Genomic DNA, 18,362 nt, shown 5'->3' with positions numbered 1-18,362 from the left:
AACGGAGTCTAGGCGTCCACCGCGCCGGTCACGACATGCAGGGCGTGGACGGCACGCTCCCCCATCGCTTCACGTCCGCCGAGGAACGCGAGCTCGACGATCGTCTCGAACCCGACGACGTCGGCACCGGACTCGGCGAGAAGGTCCCAGGCCGCGATGGCGGTCCCGCCGGTGGCGAGGACGTCGTCAACGAGCAGGACCCGCTGACCCGGTGTCACTGCGTCAGCGTGGATCTCGATCGTCGCCGTGCCGTACTCGAGGTCGTAGGTCCGTTGCACCGTCTCGCCGGGCAGCTTGCCTGCCTTGCGCACGGGGATGAACCCGACGCCCAGCTCGAGAGCCAGGGCAGCCCCGATGATGAAGCCACGCGCTTCCACCCCGGCCACCGCATCGACCGGCTGTGCCGCTTTCGAGGAGCCGGTATGCCGTGACGCAAGTTCCCGGATCACCGCACCGAACGCTTCGCCGTCCCCCAGAAGCGGGGTGATGTCCTTGAACACCACGCCCGGCTTCGGGAAATCGGCGACGTCGCGCAGTCGACTGGCGACGAGGTCGCTGACAGCGCTCACGTGACTACTTGCGACGGGACTTGGATGGACGCTTCGGCTGGTTGCGGGGGCCGGACTGTGCGTACTTGTGCACCTGTCGTCCCGTGACCGTGGCGGACTCCTCGTCCTGCGCCATGGGCGCGGTGGTCGAGGCCAGCGACTCGTCACCGCTTGCTCCGGGGAAGTCCTCGATGACTGCATTGCCGGATGAGGTGGGAGCCAGGACCGCGACTTCCTTGGCTCGCTTGGCCTGTGAGCGGGCAGCCCGCTTGTCGAGGTCCACGACCGCGCCGTCCTTGCTGCGCAGGCTCACGAGGAGCGGCGTCGCGAGGAAGATCGACGAGTAGGCGCCGATCAGGATGCCGATGAAGAGCACCAGCGCGAGGTCGAGCAGGGTGCCTGGGCCGAGGAAGATCCCGCCGACGACAAGAACCGAGAGGATCGGCAGGATACCGATGACCGTGGTGTTGATCGAGCGCACGAAAGTCTGGTTGACCGCGAGGTTGGCCGCCTGACCAAACGTGAGTCGCCCGTTGGCAAAGGCCTCGTTGGTGTTCTCTCGCACCTTGTCGAAGACGACGACGGTGTCATAGATCGAGTAGCCGAGGACGGTGAGGAAGCCGATCATCGTGGCCGGTGAGACCTCGAACCCGGTGAACGAGTAGATGCCGACGGTGATGATGAGGTCGTGGGCCAGCGCGAGCAGGGCCGCCAGCGCCATCTTCCAGTTGCGGAAGTAGATCGACAGCACAGCCGCCACGAGCACGAGGAAGATCACCAGCGCGCGAAGCGCCTGCTTCGTGACCGAGTCACCCCAGGACGGTCCGATGAAGGTCGAGCTGACCTCCTTGGTAGAGACCTTGAAGGTCTTCGCCAACTCGGTGGCCACCCGCGCGCTCTCGGTGTCGTCAAGGCGCTCGGTCTGCACGCGGACCGTGTTGTTCCCCAGCTTGGAGACGCGCACCCCCTGGGAGTCGTCCGAGGCACCAAGCGCATCGCGGGCCACGAACTCGTAGTCACTGGGAATCGACTCGCTGGTGACTCGGAACTCCGAACCACCACTGAACTCGAGGCCGAGGTTCAGCTTGTTGACACCGAGCCCGGCGATGGCGATGGCCATGAGCACGATCGAGACGAGGTAGAACGACTTGCGCTTGGCGACGACCGGGATGGACTTCTTGCCGGTGTAGAGGTCGTTTCCGAGGTCAGAGAAGTTCACGACGCACTCCCTTCAGCGCCCGCAGTGCGGGGCGGGTTCGTCGTGAACCGGCCACGGCCGGCATACGAGGTCTTCTTCACGGCACCGAGCTTGTCGGGGTCGAGACCCGACATCGGGTGTCCGCCCCGGAAGAACTTCACTCGCGCGAGGAGCGTGACCACCGGGTGGGTGAAGAAGAAGACGATGAGGATGTCGATCAGGGTGGTCAGGCCGAGCGTGAAGGCGAAGCCGCGCACGCTCGAGCTGGCCAGCAGGTAGAGCACGATCGCCGCGAGGAAGTTCACGCCGTCAGCGATCAGGATGGTGCGCTTGGCACGGGTCCAGCCGGTGGCGACGGCACTCTCCAGCGAGCGACCCTCACGCAGCTCGTCACGGATGCGTTCGAAGTAGACGATGAACGAGTCCGCGGTGAAGCCGATGGCGACGATCAGACCAGTGACACCAGCCATGTCGAGCCGGTAGTTGTGCGACCAACCCAGAATCGTGATGGCCAGATAGGTCAAGGCTCCCGCTGCGACGATCGAGGCGATGGTCACGAAACCGAGCACGCGGTACTGGGCCAACGAGTAGAGCACGACGAGCAGGAGGCCGACGAGCCCGGCGTAGAGGCCGTATTTCAGTTGCTCACCACCGAGCGTGGGGCTGATCTTGACGTTGGTCTGGACATCGAACGAGATCGGCAGGGCACCGAACTTCAGCTGTTGCGCGAGGTCACGGGCACCGGTGATCGTGAAGTTGCCGGTGATGCTTGCCTTGCCGTTGGGGATCGCCTCGTTGAAGCTGGGCGCAACGATGACCCGGGAGTCCAGGGTTGCGGCGAGCTGGTTCTGCGGCTGCTCCAGGGCGACCATCTTGCGGGAGACGTCGGCGTACTGCTTGGCGCCTTCGCCGTTGAGGCTGAGCTGGATCTCGACCGTGGTGGTCTGCTGACCCTGCGCGTTCGTGGTGTAGCCGGCGCTGGCGTCGGAGATCTTGTCTCCGGAGACGACGACCGGGCCGAGGATGTACTTGGCGGCGCCATCGGCGTCGCAGGTGACGAGCGGCTTGGCGTCGTCGTCGACGAGCTTGTCGAGCGCACCGTCCTTGCTGCAGTCCAGGGCCGTGAACGCCTCGGTGAGCTCGGGGGTGATCTGCGCGAGGTCGAACGGGTCACTGCCCGCGGGGGCCGAGGCGGAGGCACTCGGGCTCGGGCTCGGCGACGCGCTGGGCTTCGGGCTGTTCGTGGCTGAGGCCGACGGAGAGGGGCTGACCCCTGTGGTGAGCGCGCGCGGAATCGCGGAGTTGTTGCTGGCGCTCGGGCTGGCCGCGTTGGCGGACGGGACCGAGGCGGACGGAGACGGAGACGCGCTCGGCGAAGCACTCGGGGACACCGACCCGCTCGGCGTCGGGCTCGCCGAGCCACTCGGTGTGGCCGAGGGAACAGGTTGAGGTGAGCCGGGGCCGATGGCGAGCACCGGGCGGAACTGCAGCTGCGAGGAGCGCTTGATCGCATCCTCTTGCTGCTTGGTCGGGTTGCCCGGCATGCTCACGACGATGTTGCGGCCACCCTGGGTGGTGACCTCGGCTCCGGCGACACCGCCGGCATCCACACGCTGGACGATGATGTCGCGGGCCTCGGTGATCTGCTCGGGCGACACCGTCTTGCCGCCCGTGAGCTTCGGCTTGAGGATGATCTGCGTGCCGCCCTCGAGGTCAAGGCCCAGCTTCGGGGCATAGCTGCCGTTGCTCAGCTGGTTGGCCCCGACGAGCAGACCGATCAGAGCAATCGCCAGGGCTGCCACGCCAGCCAGCGCACGGCGCGCGAAAGTCGTGTGACTCATCTGAGCCATGTCAGTCGACCTCGGGCGTGGCGTCGGTGACCGTGTCGGCGCCGGGCTGCTTGAGCCCGATCGCGCGGCGGTCGACGCGCACCTGGACGCCGGGGGCGATCTCGAGGGTCGCGGTCACGTCGTCGAGGGTGATGATCGTGCCGTAGAGACCCGAGGTCAGCACGACCTTGTCACCGACGGTGAGTCCTGCCTGGAAGTCCTGCGTCTGGCGGCCGCGCTTGCGCTGGCTGAGCACGAGAAACGCCAGCAGGGCAAGGGGCAGGGCGAGCACGAGGAGGTTGCCGAAGCCGGCACCGGAGTTCATGAAGAGTCCTTCGAGTCTGGATCAGAGCGCCCGCCACACTGCAGGGCACGTCAGTGGCCCGGGCAACGCCGGGCCGAGTCAGCATAGGTGACGGGTTCATCAGCCACCAACGCGCGACACCCGGGACGAGTGCCCGACTTCAGCCGCCGAGCCGCCCGGGGCCGTCGTTGAGGGGCAGGACGTCCTGGGTGAGGACGTCACGAGGCGGAGTGAGACCGAGATGCCTCCACGCCTTGCCCGACGCGGCCCGCCCTCGAGGGGTGCGCACCATGAAGCCCTCGCGCACGAGATAGGGCTCGGCGACGGTCTCGACCGTGTCGGACTCCTCCCCCACGGCGATGGCCAGGGTCGACAACCCGACCGGGCCGCCACCGAACCGACGGCACAGGGCGTCGAGCACGGCGCGGTCGAGCCGGTCGAGTCCGGCGTCATCGACGTCGAACAGCCTCAGCGCCTGGTGGGCCGCCTCGAGGTCGACATGGCCCGACCCGTGGACCTGGGCCCAGTCGCGCACCCGGCGCAGCAGGCGGTTGGCGATGCGGGGTGTGCCGCGGGAACGCCCGGCGATCTCGGTGATGCCCGCCTCGTCGGCATCGACACCGAGGAGGCCGGCGGAGCGCCGCAGGATCGTCGTGAGATCACTGGCGTCGTAGTAGTCGAGGTGACCAGTGAATCCGAACCGGTCCCGCAGAGGCGCGGGCAGCAGGCCAGATCGAGTCGTCGCGCCGACGACCGTGAACGGCGCCAGCTCCAACGGAATCGCGGTGGCACCCGGGCCCTTGCCGACGATGACGTCGACCCGGAAGTCCTCCATCGCGAGGTAGAGCATCTCCTCGGCAGCACGCGACATGCGGTGGATCTCGTCGAGGAAGAGCACCTCCCCCTCGTCGAGCGACGACAGCACGGCCGCGAGGTCACCGGCGTGCTGGATGGCCGGGCCCGAAGTGATCCGGATCGGCCGCTCGAGCTCGGCAGCGACGATGAGCGCCAAGGTGGTCTTGCCGAGCCCGGGCGGACCGGACAGCAGGATGTGGTCGGGCACGCTCCCCCGGCGTCGCGCCGCCTCGAGGACGAGCCCGAGCTGGTCGCGCACTCGTGTCTGCCCCGGGAACTCGGAGAGGCGCTTGGGTCGCAGCGCCGCCTCGACAACGCGTTCGTCATCGCTGTCGGCCCCGGCGTCGACGATGCGCGCGGTGGCGTCGAGTGAGCCGTCGGAGTACCTGTCCTCACCGACCTCGGACATCCCGGCTTCGACGATGTCGGACCGGAAGCCCTTGGTGCTGCCGCCGAGGTCGTCCTCGCTCGTGTCTGTCGGTCTCATCGCGGACGCACTCATCGGCCCAGCTCGCGCAGAGCCATCCTCAGCAGCGCCGCCACGGAGGCCTCGGGATCCGCCGCCGTCGTCACCGAGGCGACGGCATCGGTCGCCTGCTTGGCGGACCAACCGAGTCCGACGAGGGCCTCGGCGACCTGGTCGCGCTTGGCGTCGCCGAGGGACGCGGCAGACGGGGTGACGCCGGCACCCGGCGAGCCGGACGGCATACCCACTTTGTCCTTGAGCTCGAGAACGAGACGTTCGGCGCTCTTCTTGCCCACGCCGGGAATCTTGGTGAGGGTGGCGAGGTCTCCGGCGCGCAGGGCAGCGCTGACCGCATCGGGAGTGAGCACCGAAAGCATGGCCAGCGCGAGCCGGGGCCCCACGCCCGACACGGTCTGGACCGTCTCGAACATGTCGCGCTCAGCAGGAGAGCCGAAGCCGAAGAGGGTCAACGAGTCCTCGCGCACGACCAACGTCGTCGAGACCGTGACGTCCTGGCCCGTGCGCACTTCACCGGCGGTGCGAGGCGTCGTGTGGACGAGCATGCCGACGCCGCCGACCTGGATGACGACGCGGTCGAGGCCGACGTGACCGACCTTGCCGGAGAGGGAGGAGATCATCGGATGCGTGCCTTCGCGAGAGCTTCGAGGCGAGCGGTCGCTGCCCCGCGCCACAGGTGACAGATCGCCAGCGCCAACGCGTCAGCGGCGTCGGCCGGCTTGGGCGGTGAGTCCAGCTTGAGGATGCGCGTGACCATCGCGGTGACCTGTGCCTTGTCGGCGCGACCACTGCCGGTCACCGACGCCTTGACCTCGGTCGGCGTGTGGAAGACGACGGGTATGCCGCGTTTGCCGGCCGTGAGCAGCGCGATCGCCGTCGCGTGGGCGGTGTTCATGACCTGGGTGACGTTGGTGTCGGCGAAGACCCGCTCGACCGCCATCACGTCGGGAGTGAACTTGTCGAGCCAGCCGTTGAGCTCGCGCTCGAGGAAGATCAGGCGCTGCGACGGCTCGGCATCCGAAGGGGTGCGGACCACGCCCACCGCAACCATCGTCGCGCGACCGGCTCGCCCGTCGACGACGCCGAGGCCGCACCGGGTGAGTCCGGGATCCATGCCGAGAACGCGCACGCGCGCCGCCTTCCAATCAGAACCGAACAGGTGTTCGGTGCCACGCTACACAGCGTGATGGAGGGCGGCGCGCAGCAACACGCTGGTCACTCCTCGTCGTTCAACTCCGCGAGGACGTTGTCGGGGATGTCGCCGTTGGCGAAGACGTCCTGGACGTCGTCGGAGTCCTCGAGGGCGTCGATGACGCGAATCATCTTCTTGGCACCGTCGAGGTCGAGCTCGATCTGGAGGTTGGGGACCCACGAAGCCTCGGCGGAGTCGTAGTCGATGCCGGCGTCCTGGATGGCCTTGCGGACGGCCACGAAGTCGGTCGCCTCGGACACGATCTCGTAGGCCTCGCCCAGGTCGTTGACCTCGTCGGCTCCGGCCTCGAGCACGATCTCGAGAATGTCGTCCTCGCTCTTGTCACCCTTGGGGACGACGACGACGCCCTTGCGGTCGAAGACGTAGGCCACCGAGCCCGGGTCACCCAGCTGCCCACCGTTGCGGGTGAGCGCCGTGCGGACCTCGGCGGCGGCGCGGTTGCGGTTGTCGGTGAGGCACTCGATGAGGATCGCGACACCGCCGGGCGCGTAGCCCTCGTAGGTGATGGTCTCCCAGTCGGAGCCACCCGCCGTCGCACCCGAGCCGCGCTTGACCGCGTTGTCGATGTTGTTGTTGGGGACCGAGCTCTTCTTGGCCTTCTGGATGGCGTCATAGAGCGTCGGGTTGCCGGTGATGTCCCCGCCGCCGGTGCGGGCTGCGACCTCGATGTTCTTGATCAGCTTGGCGAAGAGCTTGCTGCGCTTGGCGTCGACGACGGCCTTCTTGTGCTTCGTCGTCGCCCATTTGGAGTGGCCGGACAAGGTGTCTCCTCGTGCTGTCGAACGTTCAGGACTCGCCGACGATCCTATGTCGTATGCCGGTCCGGCCGGTGAGGGTGCCGCGCCCGCTGTCGCGACGGAGAGGACCACATCCGGCTCGCGAGCCGCTGCGAGTTGCGTCAGGCGCGGCGCACGACGTCAGCGAAGTAGGCGTGGACGCGGTGGTCGCCGGTGACCTCGGGGTGGAAGCTCGTGGCGAGGAGGTTGCCCTGGCGCACGGCCACGGGGTGGTCAGCGTTCTGCACGTGCACCGACGCAAGGACCTGCACGTCGTCACCGATCTCCTCGACCCACGGCGCTCGGATGAAGACGGCGCGGACCGGCTCGGGGCCGAGTTCACGGATGCGCAGGTCCTCCTCGAAGGAGTCGACCTGCCGCCCGAAGGCGTTGCGGCGCACGGTGATGTCGAGTCCACCCAGGGTCTGCTGGTCACGGTGCCCGTCGAGGATCCGGTCGGCGAGCATGATCATCCCGGCGCACGAGCCATAGGCAGGAAGACCGGCACGCAGCCGCGCGACGAGCGGTTCATGGAGGTCGAAGATGCGCACGAGCTTGTCCATCGTCGTCGACTCGCCGCCGGGGATGACCAGTCCGTCGATCGCCTCGACCTCGCTCGGGCGCCGGACGGCGATGGTGCGCGCGCCTGCCAACTTGAGGGCCTGGAGGTGCTCACGCACGTCACCCTGGACGGCGAGGACTCCGATGGTCGGCTGAGCGGTCACGTCCGAATGTTACGGCGACGAGCGGCCTGCTTCGCGCTGCGCCTAACCTGACAAGCGTGGCCATGACGATCCGAGAACGCCGACCCGATGACATCCCTGAACTCGTGGAGGTCCTGAGCGCCCAGGCGCCCTCGTCGGGATATCCCCACCGTTGGCCACTCCCCTTCCCCGTGGAGGAGTTCCTCGTGCGCCCGGGTGAGCTCGGGGCGTGGGTGGCGGAGGTCGACGGCAGGATCGCTGGGCACGTGGCCACGACCGACGTCAGTGCGAACTGGATGGCGGAGCACTGGACGGCGGTGCTCGGTCGTCCCGGCCACGAGCTCGGAGAGGTGTCCATCCTCTTCGTGGACCACACCCTCGCGGGCTCGGGTGTGGGAGGTGCCCTGTTGGAGCGCGCTGTCACCGAGATCCGGGCGCTCGGACGCGAACCGGTCCTCGATGTCGTCGGCGAGGAGACCAAGGTGGGTCGCTTCTATCGCCGTCGAGGTTGGACCGTGGCCGGCCACGCTCGCCCGCAGTGGCTCCCGGATGGGCAGCCGGATGTTGCCTTCATGGTGCTTCCCGTGGCCGTGTCTGATGAGAGAGTCGAAGCATGAGCGACGATGCCCTGACCGCGCTGGGTGAGCGCGCACGTGACCTCGATGCCGAGCATGCCGCGACTGATCGTCGTGATGCGTTCGTCCTGCCGGAGGGTGTCATCTATCTCGATGGCAACTCGCTCGGCGCCATGTCCATCGCGGCGCGGGATGCGGCTGCCGACGCCGTGACCCGGCAGTGGGGCCAACAACTCATCCGCGCCTGGAATGACTCCGCGTGGTGGAGTGCACCCGAACGTGTGGGTGACCGCATCGCAGAGCTCATCGGCGCCCCTGCCGGAACCGTCGTCGTCGGTGACTCGACCACCGTGAGCCTGTTCAAGGCCGTGCACGCGGCGGCTCGACTGCGCCCGGACCGCCGTGTGGTGCTGACCGATCCGGACTCGTTCCCGACCGACGTGCACGTGACACGTGGGGTGTGTGACCAGCTGGGCCTCACCCTGGAACTCGTCTCCCCCGGCGAGGTGGTCGCGCGGCTCGAGGGGTCGAATGACGTTGCCCTCGCGGCGTATTCGCAGGTGGACTACCGCACCGGTGAACTCTGGGACCTCGCCGCCATCACCACCGCCGCCCACGATGTCGGCGCGCTCGCGTGCTGGGACCTCTGCCACTCGGCCGGCGTGGTCGAGGTCGGGCTGACCGAGGGCGACGCGGACTTCGCGGTGGGGTGCGGCTACAAGTACTTGAGCGGTGGCCCGGGCGCTCCGGCGTTCCTCTTCGTGGCCCCGCAACACCTCGGTGAGTTCACCAACCCGATCCTCGGCTGGAACGGGCACGCGTCGCCGTTCACGATGTCGCCCGACCACGTGCCCGCCGACGGCATCACCCGGGCCCGCGTCGGAACTCCCCCGGTGCTCGGGATCGCCGCGCTGGAAGGTGCGCTCACGGCATACGACGGATTGAATGTCGTCGACGTGAGGCGGCGTTCGCTCTCGCTCACCGGATTCTTCGTCGAGTGTCTCGACGCCCTCGGCGTCGACCTTCCGGTCGTCACGCCGAGCGATGGTGCCCGCGGCTCCCAGGTGAGTCTGCGGCACCCCGATGCGTATGCCGTGGTGCAGGCCCTGATTGCCCGCGGAGTCATTGGTGACTTCCGTGAAAAGGACATCGTGCGACTGGGATTCGCGCCGCTGTACCTGTCGCACGAGGATGCTCTCGGGGCGGCTGTGCACGTGCGCGATGTCATTGTCGGGCGCGAGTTCGAGCAGGAGCAGTTCCGCTCCCGTGCGACTGTGACCTGACAGGGAGACAATGGTTCTGATGGCACGCAACGCACCGACCGAAGACAAGGGCGACGCCGACCTCGAGGTCAGCTCGCCGAAGGACTCCGCAGCCGGAGTGCCCGCCGTGGTGCGCTCGATGCGGATGTCGCTCGACCAGATGGGTGTCGTGAGGACGGCGCGGACGCTGCTTCGCGTCAATCAGGACAAGGGTTTCGACTGCCCCGGCTGTGCTTGGCCCGACCCCGCGGAGTCGCACCGCGCCGAGTTCTGCGAGAACGGCGCGAAGGCCGTTGCCGAGGAGGCCACGCTGCGACGGGTCGAGCCGGCATTCTTTGCCGAGCACTCGCTCTCGGCGTTGCGCGAGAAGTCCGACTACTGGCTCGGCTCGCAGGGCCGACTCACGACGCCGATGCACAAGCCAGCGGGGGCTGAGTACTACGAGCCGGTGACGTGGGAGCGGGCGCTCGACATCGTGGCGGGTCACCTGCGCTCGCTGGGCAGTCCGGATGAGGCGATCTTCTACACGTCCGGGCGGACGAGCAACGAGGCAGCGTTCGCCTACCAGCTGTTCGTGCGCGAGTTCGGCACCAACAACCTGCCCGACTGCTCCAACATGTGCCACGAGTCGAGCGGCACTGCCCTGACCGAGACGATCGGCATCGGCAAGGGCACCGTCACCATCGACGACCTCACCAGGGCCGACCTCATCCTCGTTGTCGGGCAGAACCCCGGCACCAACCATCCGCGCATGCTGTCCACGCTGGAATCAGCCAAGGAGAAGGGTGCTCGCGTCATCGCGGTCAACCCGTTGCCCGAGGCTGGGCTCATGACGTTCCGCAATCCGCAGACCGTGCGCGGGGTCGTCGGGCGCGGCACTCCCCTGGCTGATCGCCATGTCGGTGTGCGGCTTGGCGGCGACCAGGCCCTCTTCCAGGCCGTCGGTCACCTGCTGCTCGAGCGTGGGTGCGTGGATCGTGAATTCGTTGAGGAGCACACCTCTGGCTTCGAGGCGTATGCCGCGGCGCGCGCCACGCTGGACTGGCCCGCCACGCTCACTGCCACCGGTCTGACGGAGGCCGAGATCCGGGCACTGGCCGACGAGGTCGCGGCTGCCGACTCGATCATCGTCTGCTGGGCCATGGGCATCACGCAGCACCGGCACGCGGTGGCGACGATCCAGGAGATGGTCAACGTCCTGCTGCTCGGGGGCAACATCGGTCGCGAGGGCGCGGGCGTGTGCCCCGTGCGCGGCCACTCCAACGTCCAGGGTGACCGGACGATGGGGATCTTCGAGCGTCCGTCAGCGGCGTTCCTCGACGCCTTGGACGCGGAGTTCTCGATCGCGTCCCCACGCGAGCACGGAGTGGACGCGGTGGACACCGTGCGGGCGTTGCGTGATCGGCGGGCCACCGTCTTCTTCGCGATGGGCGGCAACTTCGTGCGCGCGATGTCCGACAGCCACGTGACTGAATCGGCCCTGGAGGCAGCGGAACTCACCTGCCACGTCTCGACCAAGCTCAACCGGTCCCACACGGTCACCGGCCGCGAAGCGCTCATCCTGCCGACGCTCGGACGCACCGAGCGGGATTCGCAGGTGACGGGCGAGCAGGTCGTCACCGTCGAGGACTCGATGGCGATGGTGCACGCCTCTCGCGGCCGGCTCCCTCCCGCCAGCGACACCCTGCTCAGCGAGGTCGCGATCGTGTGCGAACTGGCGCGGCGAGTGCTGCCCGACTCCTCGGTTGACTGGTCAGGGATGCGCGGCGACTACCGGGTCATCCGCGACCACATCTCGCGCGTCGTGCCGGGCTTCGACCGTTTTGAGGAGCGCATCCTCGACAAGGGTGGCTTCCAGCTGCCGCTTGCGCCGCGCCAACGCGAGTTCAACGTCGAGGGTGGCCGGGCTCGGTTCTCGGTGCACTCGATGGAGTACCCGCAGTGTCCTCCCGGGCGGCTCCTCCTGCAGACGATTCGCAGCCACGACCAGTACAACACCACGATCTATGGGCTCGACGATCACTATCGCGGGATCACTGGCGGGCGACGCGTGGTCTTCGTCAATCCCTCCGACCTGACTGTTCTGGGATTGGCCGACGAGCAGATGGTCGACATCATTTCGGAGTGGCACGGGGTGCAGGGCGGCGATGCGCTGACGGAGAGGCGCGCCGAGGAGTTCCGGATCGTGGCCTATCCGACGGCTCGCGGCTGCGCAGCGGCGTACTTCCCCGAGGCCAACGTCCTCGTCCCGCTCGACTCGACCGCCCGGGGCAGCAACACCCCGACGTCCAAGTCGGTCGTCATCCGGTTGGAGGCCCGCTGATGGGTCGGGTCACCTCACGCCACAAGGTCGTCCGCATCGACCTCGACGGCGACGTGTCCCGGGCGATCGACACCGTCGCCGGTGAGGAGCCGCTGGAGATCCGGGTCAACGGCGAGACCTTCACGGTGACGATGCGCACGCCTGGTTCGGACATCGACCTGGCACACGGATTGCTGCGCGCGGAGGGGATCATCGCCCGCCGCGACGACGTGGTGTCGGCGCAGTTCTGCTCGGACCTCGACACCCTCAACGTGCTCAACCTGACGCTGTCGTCCGGTCGGGAAGGGCGCGCAGCGGTGACATCGACCCGCAACCTCGCCTCACTCGGCGGCTGCGGGCTCTGCGGCACGACCGCGGTCGAGGCCACCGAGGCTGTTGTCGACGAGAGACCGCCGGAGGTGCTGTGGGAGGCCTCGCAGATCGCCGACTCCGTGGGTGAGCTGCGCTCTCGTCAGACCGTGTTCGACAAGACGGGCGGAGTGCACGGGGCCGGCCTGGTGCCCGTTGGGGGGAGTGAACTCGCCATCGTGCGTGAGGACATCGGACGCCACAACGCGGTCGACAAGGTGCTCGGCGCGGCGCTCATCACCGAGGTCGAGACGGCTGGCGGGTTGCTCGTCGTATCGAGTCGGGCGAGCTTCGAGCTCGTGCAGAAGGCCGCGGTGTCCGGAGTCTCGGTCCTGGCCTGTGTGTCGGCACCGTCGTCGCTCGCCATCGAGGCTGCAGACCGGCTGGGTGTCACCCTCGTGGCGTTCGCGCGTGGCCGCCGAATGAACGTCTACACCCACTCGCACCGCATCCCCCACTGATCCGCCGGTCGAGATGACCACTTCTTGGTGAGGCGACCACCCCGAGGTGGTCGTCTCACCAAGACCAGGTCGTCTGGGCGTGGTGAGCTAGAAGCTGACCTGGGCGCCGTAGTGCGCCAGCATGCTCAGGAACTCCCCGGCATACCGACGCTCGCGCATGTCCTTGAAGTCGTTGTCGACGAACGTGTTGATGTGCTCGTGGCTGACCGTGAGGTTGACGCGCCCCGTCTCCGCGGACTCCAGCCACACCTCGGACATGGCGAGGAAGGTGTTGCGGCCGCCTCGGAGCTGGTTCGCCGGCACGACCCACGTGGGCTGCTCGGCGTTCTCCTCATGGAACCCGAGCCATCCGTTCTCGATGCGCAGGTGGCCCCGTTGCCCCGAGAAGTTCGGGTGCTTCCCCTCGGAGGTGACGACAGCGTTCCATGACCCGGTGGCGTCGCCGGGCGTCACCGGCACGAATCCGGGCGCACCGCTCTCCTGGACGCGTCGTCCGTGACCGAAGACGCGATACAGGAAGTACAGCCCGCCGAGCATGACGGCAATCTGCACGACCCAGAGGAGAGCGGTGAGCGGCCTCAATTCACCAACCGCGCTCGGAGAGGCGGTGCGGCTCGGGGATCTCGTCGACGTTGATGCCGACCATGGCCTCACCGAGACCGCGCGAGACCTTGGCGATGACGTCGGCGTCGTCGAAGAAGGTCGTCGCCTTGACGATGGCCTCGGCGCGCTGTGCCGGGTTGCCCGACTTGAAGATGCCGGAGCCGACGAAGACACCCTCGGCGCCGAGCTGCATCATCATCGCGGCGTCGGCCGGGGTGGCAATGCCGCCAGCGGTGAAGAGCACGACGGGGAGCTTGCCGGCAGCGGCAACTTCCTTGACGAGCTCGAACGGCGCCTGCAGCTCCTTGGCCGCGACATAGAGCTCGTCCTCGGGAAGGTTCTGGAGGTGGCGGATCTGCTGACGGATCTGGCGCATGTGGGTCGTGGCATTGGAGACGTCGCCGGTGCCGGCCTCACCCTTGGACCGGATCATCGCCGCGCCTTCGGTGATGCGGCGCAGGGCCTCGCCGAGGTTGGTCGAGCCACAGACGAAGGGCACGGTGAAGTTCCACTTGTCGATGTGGTTGGCGTAGTCGGCCGGGGTGAGCACCTCGGACTCGTCGATGTAGTCGACACCGAGGGACTGGAGGACCTGGGCCTCGACGAAGTGGCCGATGCGGGCCTTGGCCATGACCGGGATGGAGACGGACGCGATGATGCTTTCGATCATGTCTGGGTCGGACATGCGTGACACGCCGCCCTGGGCACGGATGTCGGCGGGGACGCGCTCGAGGGCCATGACGGCAACGGCTCCGGCGTCCTCGGCGATCTTGGCCTGCTCGGCGTTGACGACGTCCATGATGACGCCGCCCTTGAGCATTTCGGCCATGCCGCGCTTCACCCGGGTCGTTCCGGTGTTCGAGGGGGTCGGGGAGTCTGCGGCGGGGGTGGTGGTGGTCTCACTCATGCGCGCAAGTGTAGAGGCGAGTCAGTCGAGCACTGCAGGCGGAAGGTCGTCGTCGAAGTCGACCGGCTGGGGCAGGGCCGCGTGACCGGCCAGTCGGAACAGCCGCACGACCTTCTTGGCCCTCACCCGGCGCACCTCACGCACGGCATCGTTGTGGAAGCGGCGGGCGAGCTGAACTCTCAGGGCACTGGCTTCGACCCTGCCCAGGGCGTCGGCACCGGAGCTTCCCGGCTCACTGCGCAGCGCGTCGACGGTGTCCTGCTGCAGGGCGGCCCGCAGGGTCTCGGTGAGATCGGTCTCGGTGCTCTCGCGTCCGGCGAAGGTCTGCCCGTCAAGAGGGTCGTGGCTGAGCGGCTGGTGGGTGTGCCGGTCGAGCGCCTCACTCGAGGCATCGGCCAGGAGCAACGACGTGGCTGGGTCCACCGACCCGCTGGTGGCAAGTTCGAGGGTGGCCTCCGCACGACGCACGAGCTGGGCGTCCAGGGCCGACACGGCTCCCTCGACCTTGGCGTGGAGCCGGTCGAGGCGCGACGCCGAGTAGGAGAGGTACCAGGCCGCGCCGAGCAGCACCAGGGCGATGATCGTGGAGACCTGCAGGACATCAATCACGCTTCACCTCTCGCGGGCCAACGCAGGCGGCTGAGCAGCCCCGCGCGCAGGTTGGACTCGACCGGGGAGTTGTCGGCTCCCTCGATCACGGTCTCGTAGACAGCCATGACGCGCTCGGCGACCACGCTCCAGTCGAACGATCTGGCCCGCTTGAGCCCGAGCTCGCGCAACCGGGCACGTTCGTCGGGCGACCCGACGAGGTCAATGACGGCGCTGGCCAGGGCAGCACTGTCGCCGACGGGGAACGTGCGGCCAGCGGGCCCTGCGAGGCCACTACCCAGGACTGCGGTGAAGGCCTCGAGGTCGCTGGCGAGCACGGGAGCACCCGAGGCCATCGCCTCGACGAGGACGATCCCGAAGCTCTCGCCGCCTGTGTGCGGTGCGACATAGAGGTCGGCCGACCGCAGCAGGGCGACCTTGTCGGCCTCGGAGACCGCGCCGAGGAACTCCGTCGCGGCCCGGATCCGCGGGTCGAGGCGTTCCGAGATCTCCTCGACCTCGCCGGGCCCGGCGACCACGAGTCGGGCGCCCGGCAGCGTGTCAAGGATCGCGGGCATGGCGGCAACCATGACGGCCAGACCCTTGCGCGGCTCGTCGATCCGGCCGAGGAAGGCCAAGGTCGGGCGCTGCGGCGTTCCCGACCACTGGGTCACAGCACCGTCGGGCGTGAACCGCTTGGTGTCGACGCCGTTGGGGATGATGTAGGCATCGCCACCGAGGTGACGGCGCACCGTGCCACGAGCCTCTTCGGAGACCGCGATCCGGGCCCGGATCTTCTCGGTCGAGGGCCGCAGCAGCGGGTTCGCGGCATGCATGGCGCGTGAGCGGAGGTTGGCCGTGTGGAAGGTCGCGACGACCGGCTCGGACGAGGCCCACAGCGCCATGACCGAGGCGCTCGGTGTCACCGGCTCGTGCAGGTGGAGGACGTCGAAGTCGCCCCCCTCGAGCCAACGGCTCACACGCGATGACGTGACGGGCCCAAAGGTCAGGCGCGCCACGGATCCGTTGTAGCGCACCGGAACTGCCCGACCACACGACGTCAGGTATGCCGGGAGCGACTTTGTGTCGTCGTCGACCGGTGCGAGGACGGAGACGTCGTGCCCCTGGGCGATGAAGTACTCGGCGAGGTCTCGGACGTGAAACTGCACGCCGCCCGGCACGTCGAAGGCGTAGGGGCAGACGAGGCCGATCCTCATGACGCTCCAGCCCGGGCCAGGCGGTCGGCATCGAGGTCCTTGGTGAAGACCGGCTGAAGCATGTGCCAGTCCGCGGTGTGGGTGCGGACGGCAACACCCAGCACGTCGGCACAGGCCTGGGTCATGGCCGACACCTTGTCGCGGGTCGTCCCGGACGTGGGCACCGCCACCGGCTCGTGAAAGGTGATGACGATCCCCCAGCCACCACCGTCCCGACGCTCGTGCCGGATGGACACGGGGAAGAGCGGTCGGCGCGTGGTCAGGGCGAGCGCGGCCGGACCAGCAGCCATCCGCGCTGGCTCACCGCAGAAGTCGACCTCGACACCATCACGAGAGAGGTCGCGGTCCGAGAGCAACGGAATGAGTCCGCGCCGCCCGGTGGCCTCGCGCAGCAACGGGAACGGCGCCGGTCCGCCGGTGAGCGGGAGGATCGTCATGCCCAGACCGGTGCGGAACTCGAGGAACTCCTCGAAGACCTCCTCCGGCTCGAGGCGTTCGGCCACCGTCGTCACCGGACCGAGGTGCACCGCACCCCAGGCTCCCGCGAGGTCCCAGTTGCCGAGGTGACCGAGGAAGCAGATCAGCGACCCGTCAGCCGCAAGGATCTCGCGCACCGGCCCATCACCTTCCACCCGAACGCGAGCAGCTAGCTCATCGGCGGAGAGCACGGGCAGGCGGAACGACTCGCAGTAGTAGCGCATGTAGGCCCGCATGCCATGTCGCACCAACGCATCCAGCGCGGCATCGTCGAGCTCCGGTCGCACCGTCGCGTAGTTGGCGCGCAGCCGCGCTCCCCCACCACGGGCGACGGTGAGATCAGCGATCCGGTCGAACAACGCGTAGGCCGCGCGCTCCGGCATACGCCGAATGACGGTCCAACCCAGACGAAAGCCAGCCACCGTGGCGATGTCGGTGGCGTGGGAGACGAGTCCTGAGGGAAGCGGGCTCACGCGACGTCGAGGGCCTGTCGGCGAACCTCGAGCATCCGCTGCACCACGGTGACGAGGCTCGCGAGGGCGAGCAGAGCCAGCACCACGGTGAGGAAGATCTCGGGCAGGAACCACCCGACGAGGCCGGTGGTGAGGAGGACGGCGACGAGGCGTTCGGCGCGCTCGGCGATGCCGACGTTGGCCGTCATGCCGAGTCCCTCGGCGCGGGCCTTGGCGTAGGACACGACCATGCCGAGGATGAGGCAGGCCAGCGCGAGAGCGGCCATGATGCCGGGCCGGGCCTGGAGGATGCTGTCGTCCCGCACGCTCTGCCCACCCGCATAGAACAGGACGAGGCCACCAAAGACCGAGGCATCGGCCACGCGGTCGAGCGTCGAGTCGAGATAGGCACCCCACAGGCTCGAACGGCCGGACCGGCGGGCCATGATGCCGTCGACGGTGTCGGAGAACACGAACGCCGTGATGACGAGGGTGCCGATGAGGAACTCACCGCGCGGATAGAAGATCAGGGCGCCGAGGCTCACCCCGAGGGTGCCGACGACGGTCACGACGTCAGGGCTCACCCCGAGGCGCAGCAGGAGCGAGGCCAACGGGGTGAACAGCTTCGTGAAGACGGGGCGCGCGTACTTGTTGAGCATGGTGCGGTCAGCCTAGTGGGCTGACGTCACTCCCCCGGCCAGGCCGCGGCGAGGCGTCGGCGCGCGTCCTCGAGCAGGACCGGCAGCGCCTTCGTCTGACCGATGACCGGCAGGAAGTTCATGTCGCCACCCCATCTGGGGACGATGTGCTGGTGGAGGTGCGCGGCGACTCCCGCGCCCGCCACGTCGCCCTGGTTCATCCCGATGTTGTAGCCCTGCGGGCCGGACGACTCCTGCAATGCGGAGATGGCGGCCTTGGTGAGGGCGGTGAACTCGGTCGTCTCCTCGTGCGTCAGGTCCACGTAGAGGGAGACGTGACGATAGGGGCAGACGAGGACGTGGCCCGGGTTGTAGGGGAAGAGGTTCATCACGACGTAGCAGTGCTCGCCCCGGTGGACGATGAGGCCGTCCTCGTCGTCGCGTCCCGGTGCCGCGCAGAACGGGCAGCCGTCACCGGCGTCCTTGGACGGGCGCTCCCCGGTGACGTAGGCGAGCCGGTGAGGAGTCCAGAGTCGGTCGAAACCGTCCGGCACCCCCGCGAAGTCCTCGGCGGCTGTCGTCGGAACATCACTCATGGCC

General features: G+C 68.2%; 20 protein-coding genes. 4 read left to right on the top strand and 16 right to left on the bottom strand.

All coding sequences use genetic code 11. The features are described from left to right. Positions 1 to 8: 8 nt before the first annotated feature. From ACFQRE_RS18040 to pdxT, 9 genes are all read right to left on the bottom strand, one after another. Positions 9 to 569, bottom strand: a complete 561-nt coding sequence (locus ACFQRE_RS18040; RefSeq protein ID WP_380125099.1) for an adenine phosphoribosyltransferase — start codon at positions 567 to 569, stop codon at positions 9 to 11. A gap of 4 nt (positions 570 to 573) precedes the next feature. Continuing rightward, positions 574 to 1,767: a protein translocase subunit SecF gene (gene secF, locus ACFQRE_RS18035; RefSeq protein WP_380125097.1), complete on the bottom strand. Its 1,194-nt coding sequence runs from the start codon at positions 1,765 to 1,767 to the stop codon at positions 574 to 576. Then, on the bottom strand, positions 1,764 to 3,587 hold the full coding sequence (secD, locus tag ACFQRE_RS18030) for a protein translocase subunit SecD (RefSeq protein ID WP_380125094.1): 1,824 nt from the start codon (positions 3,585 to 3,587) through the stop codon (positions 1,764 to 1,766). The genes secF and secD overlap by 4 nt, the downstream gene beginning before the upstream one ends. Positions 3,588 to 3,597: 10 nt before the next feature. Then, complete coding sequence (yajC, locus tag ACFQRE_RS18025) at positions 3,598 to 3,900, bottom strand: preprotein translocase subunit YajC (protein ID WP_380125092.1); 303 nt, start codon at positions 3,898 to 3,900, stop codon at positions 3,598 to 3,600. A gap of 139 nt (positions 3,901 to 4,039) precedes the next feature. Further along, the gene (ruvB, locus tag ACFQRE_RS18020; protein WP_380125855.1) at positions 4,040 to 5,143 is read right to left on the bottom strand and encodes a Holliday junction branch migration DNA helicase RuvB; all 1,104 of its coding nucleotides are present in this window, start codon (positions 5,141 to 5,143) and stop codon (positions 4,040 to 4,042) included. An 89-nt stretch (positions 5,144 to 5,232) separates the two neighbouring features. Further along, the gene (gene ruvA, locus ACFQRE_RS18015) at positions 5,233 to 5,838 is read right to left on the bottom strand and encodes a Holliday junction branch migration protein RuvA (RefSeq protein ID WP_380125090.1); all 606 of its coding nucleotides are present in this window, start codon (positions 5,836 to 5,838) and stop codon (positions 5,233 to 5,235) included. Continuing rightward, entirely contained in the window at positions 5,835 to 6,347 is a 513-nt protein-coding gene (gene ruvC, locus ACFQRE_RS18010; protein WP_380125087.1) for a crossover junction endodeoxyribonuclease RuvC, read from the bottom strand. The genes ruvA and ruvC overlap by 4 nt, the downstream gene beginning before the upstream one ends. Positions 6,348 to 6,433: 86 nt before the next feature. Beyond that, positions 6,434 to 7,192, bottom strand: coding sequence for a YebC/PmpR family DNA-binding transcriptional regulator (locus tag ACFQRE_RS18005; RefSeq protein WP_380125085.1), 759 nt, complete (start codon positions 7,190 to 7,192; stop codon positions 6,434 to 6,436). 137 nt (positions 7,193 to 7,329) lie between these two features. Further along, positions 7,330 to 7,932: a pyridoxal 5'-phosphate synthase glutaminase subunit PdxT gene (pdxT, locus tag ACFQRE_RS18000; RefSeq protein ID WP_380125083.1), complete on the bottom strand. Its 603-nt coding sequence runs from the start codon at positions 7,930 to 7,932 to the stop codon at positions 7,330 to 7,332. 62 nt (positions 7,933 to 7,994) lie between these two features. On the opposite strand from pdxT, the gene ACFQRE_RS17995 reads away from it, so the two are divergent. Genes ACFQRE_RS17995 through fdhD form a run of 4 tightly spaced genes read left to right on the top strand, consistent with a single transcriptional unit; the run spans position 7,995 to position 12,880 of the window. After that, positions 7,995 to 8,528, top strand: coding sequence for a GNAT family N-acetyltransferase (locus ACFQRE_RS17995; RefSeq protein ID WP_380125853.1), 534 nt, complete (start codon positions 7,995 to 7,997; stop codon positions 8,526 to 8,528). Continuing rightward, positions 8,525 to 9,769, top strand: a complete 1,245-nt coding sequence (locus ACFQRE_RS17990) for a kynureninase (protein ID WP_380125081.1) — start codon at positions 8,525 to 8,527, stop codon at positions 9,767 to 9,769. The genes ACFQRE_RS17995 and ACFQRE_RS17990 overlap by 4 nt, the downstream gene beginning before the upstream one ends. 19 nt (positions 9,770 to 9,788) lie before the next feature. Next, entirely contained in the window at positions 9,789 to 12,071 is a 2,283-nt protein-coding gene (locus tag ACFQRE_RS17985; protein ID WP_380125079.1) for an FdhF/YdeP family oxidoreductase, read from the top strand. Next, the gene (fdhD, locus tag ACFQRE_RS17980; protein ID WP_380125076.1) at positions 12,071 to 12,880 is read left to right on the top strand and encodes a formate dehydrogenase accessory sulfurtransferase FdhD; all 810 of its coding nucleotides are present in this window, start codon (positions 12,071 to 12,073) and stop codon (positions 12,878 to 12,880) included. The genes ACFQRE_RS17985 and fdhD overlap by 1 nt, the downstream gene beginning before the upstream one ends. A gap of 87 nt (positions 12,881 to 12,967) precedes the next feature. Here fdhD and ACFQRE_RS17975 read toward each other — a convergent pair whose 3' ends face one another. From ACFQRE_RS17975 to ACFQRE_RS17945, 7 genes are read right to left on the bottom strand one after another with little or no spacing between them, the layout of a single operon-like run. Beyond that, on the bottom strand, positions 12,968 to 13,432 hold the full coding sequence (locus tag ACFQRE_RS17975; RefSeq protein WP_380125074.1) for a hypothetical protein: 465 nt from the start codon (positions 13,430 to 13,432) through the stop codon (positions 12,968 to 12,970). A gap of 31 nt (positions 13,433 to 13,463) precedes the next feature. After that, positions 13,464 to 14,390 (bottom strand): pyridoxal 5'-phosphate synthase lyase subunit PdxS, encoded by a 927-nt coding sequence (pdxS, locus tag ACFQRE_RS17970; RefSeq protein WP_380125072.1) that lies wholly within the window; start codon positions 14,388 to 14,390, stop codon positions 13,464 to 13,466. A 21-nt stretch (positions 14,391 to 14,411) separates the two neighbouring features. Next, on the bottom strand, positions 14,412 to 14,999 hold the full coding sequence (locus ACFQRE_RS17965; protein WP_380125070.1) for a hypothetical protein: 588 nt from the start codon (positions 14,997 to 14,999) through the stop codon (positions 14,412 to 14,414). Next, positions 14,996 to 16,195 carry a glycosyltransferase family 4 protein gene (locus tag ACFQRE_RS17960; RefSeq protein WP_380125068.1) on the bottom strand — a complete coding sequence of 400 codons (1,200 nt, stop codon included), beginning with the start codon at positions 16,193 to 16,195 and terminating at the stop codon, positions 14,996 to 14,998. The genes ACFQRE_RS17965 and ACFQRE_RS17960 overlap by 4 nt, the downstream gene beginning before the upstream one ends. Beyond that, positions 16,192 to 17,145: a phosphatidylinositol mannoside acyltransferase gene (locus ACFQRE_RS17955; RefSeq protein WP_380125066.1), complete on the bottom strand. Its 954-nt coding sequence runs from the start codon at positions 17,143 to 17,145 to the stop codon at positions 16,192 to 16,194. Before ACFQRE_RS17955 ends, ACFQRE_RS17960 begins: the two co-directional genes overlap by 4 nt. Continuing rightward, a complete protein-coding gene (gene pgsA, locus ACFQRE_RS17950; protein ID WP_380125064.1) occupies positions 17,142 to 17,783 on the bottom strand; it encodes a phosphatidylinositol phosphate synthase in 642 nt (213 codons plus the stop codon). Before pgsA ends, ACFQRE_RS17955 begins: the two co-directional genes overlap by 4 nt. A 26-nt stretch (positions 17,784 to 17,809) precedes the next feature. Further along, positions 17,810 to 18,358, bottom strand: a complete 549-nt coding sequence (locus tag ACFQRE_RS17945) for an HIT family protein (protein ID WP_380125062.1) — start codon at positions 18,356 to 18,358, stop codon at positions 17,810 to 17,812. Between the last annotated feature and the right edge of the window lie 4 nt (positions 18,359 to 18,362).

The sequence above is a fragment of the Knoellia pratensis genome, from assembly GCF_042666395.1.
In the GTDB taxonomy this organism is placed as follows: domain Bacteria; phylum Actinomycetota; class Actinomycetes; order Actinomycetales; family Dermatophilaceae; genus Knoellia; species Knoellia pratensis.
This window is presented reverse-complemented; position numbering and strand designations above follow the sequence as displayed.

What these genes read in the sequence shown, in the direction of transcription:
- secD (WP_380125094.1), bottom strand. Translation starts at nt 3,587, where the DNA reads ATGAGTCACACGACTTTCGCGCGCCGTGCGCTGGCTGGCGTGGCAGCC.
- yajC (WP_380125092.1), bottom strand. Translation starts at nt 3,900, where the DNA reads ATGAACTCCGGTGCCGGCTTCGGCAACCTCCTCGTGCTCGCCCTGCCC.
- ruvB (WP_380125855.1), bottom strand. Translation starts at nt 5,143, where the DNA reads ATGTCCGAGGTCGGTGAGGACAGGTACTCCGACGGCTCACTCGACGCC.
- ruvA (WP_380125090.1), bottom strand. Translation starts at nt 5,838, where the DNA reads ATGATCTCCTCCCTCTCCGGCAAGGTCGGTCACGTCGGCCTCGACCGC.
- ACFQRE_RS17995 (WP_380125853.1), top strand. Translation starts at nt 7,995, where the DNA reads ATGACGATCCGAGAACGCCGACCCGATGACATCCCTGAACTCGTGGAG.
- ACFQRE_RS17990 (WP_380125081.1), top strand. Translation starts at nt 8,525, where the DNA reads ATGAGCGACGATGCCCTGACCGCGCTGGGTGAGCGCGCACGTGACCTC.
- ACFQRE_RS17985 (WP_380125079.1), top strand. Translation starts at nt 9,789, where the DNA reads ATGGCACGCAACGCACCGACCGAAGACAAGGGCGACGCCGACCTCGAG.
- fdhD (WP_380125076.1), top strand. Translation starts at nt 12,071, where the DNA reads ATGGGTCGGGTCACCTCACGCCACAAGGTCGTCCGCATCGACCTCGAC.
- pdxS (WP_380125072.1), bottom strand. Translation starts at nt 14,390, where the DNA reads ATGAGTGAGACCACCACCACCCCCGCCGCAGACTCCCCGACCCCCTCG.
- ACFQRE_RS17960 (WP_380125068.1), bottom strand. Translation starts at nt 16,195, where the DNA reads ATGAGGATCGGCCTCGTCTGCCCCTACGCCTTCGACGTGCCGGGCGGC.
- pgsA (WP_380125064.1), bottom strand. Translation starts at nt 17,783, where the DNA reads ATGCTCAACAAGTACGCGCGCCCCGTCTTCACGAAGCTGTTCACCCCG.
- ACFQRE_RS17945 (WP_380125062.1), bottom strand. Translation starts at nt 18,358, where the DNA reads ATGAGTGATGTTCCGACGACAGCCGCCGAGGACTTCGCGGGGGTGCCG.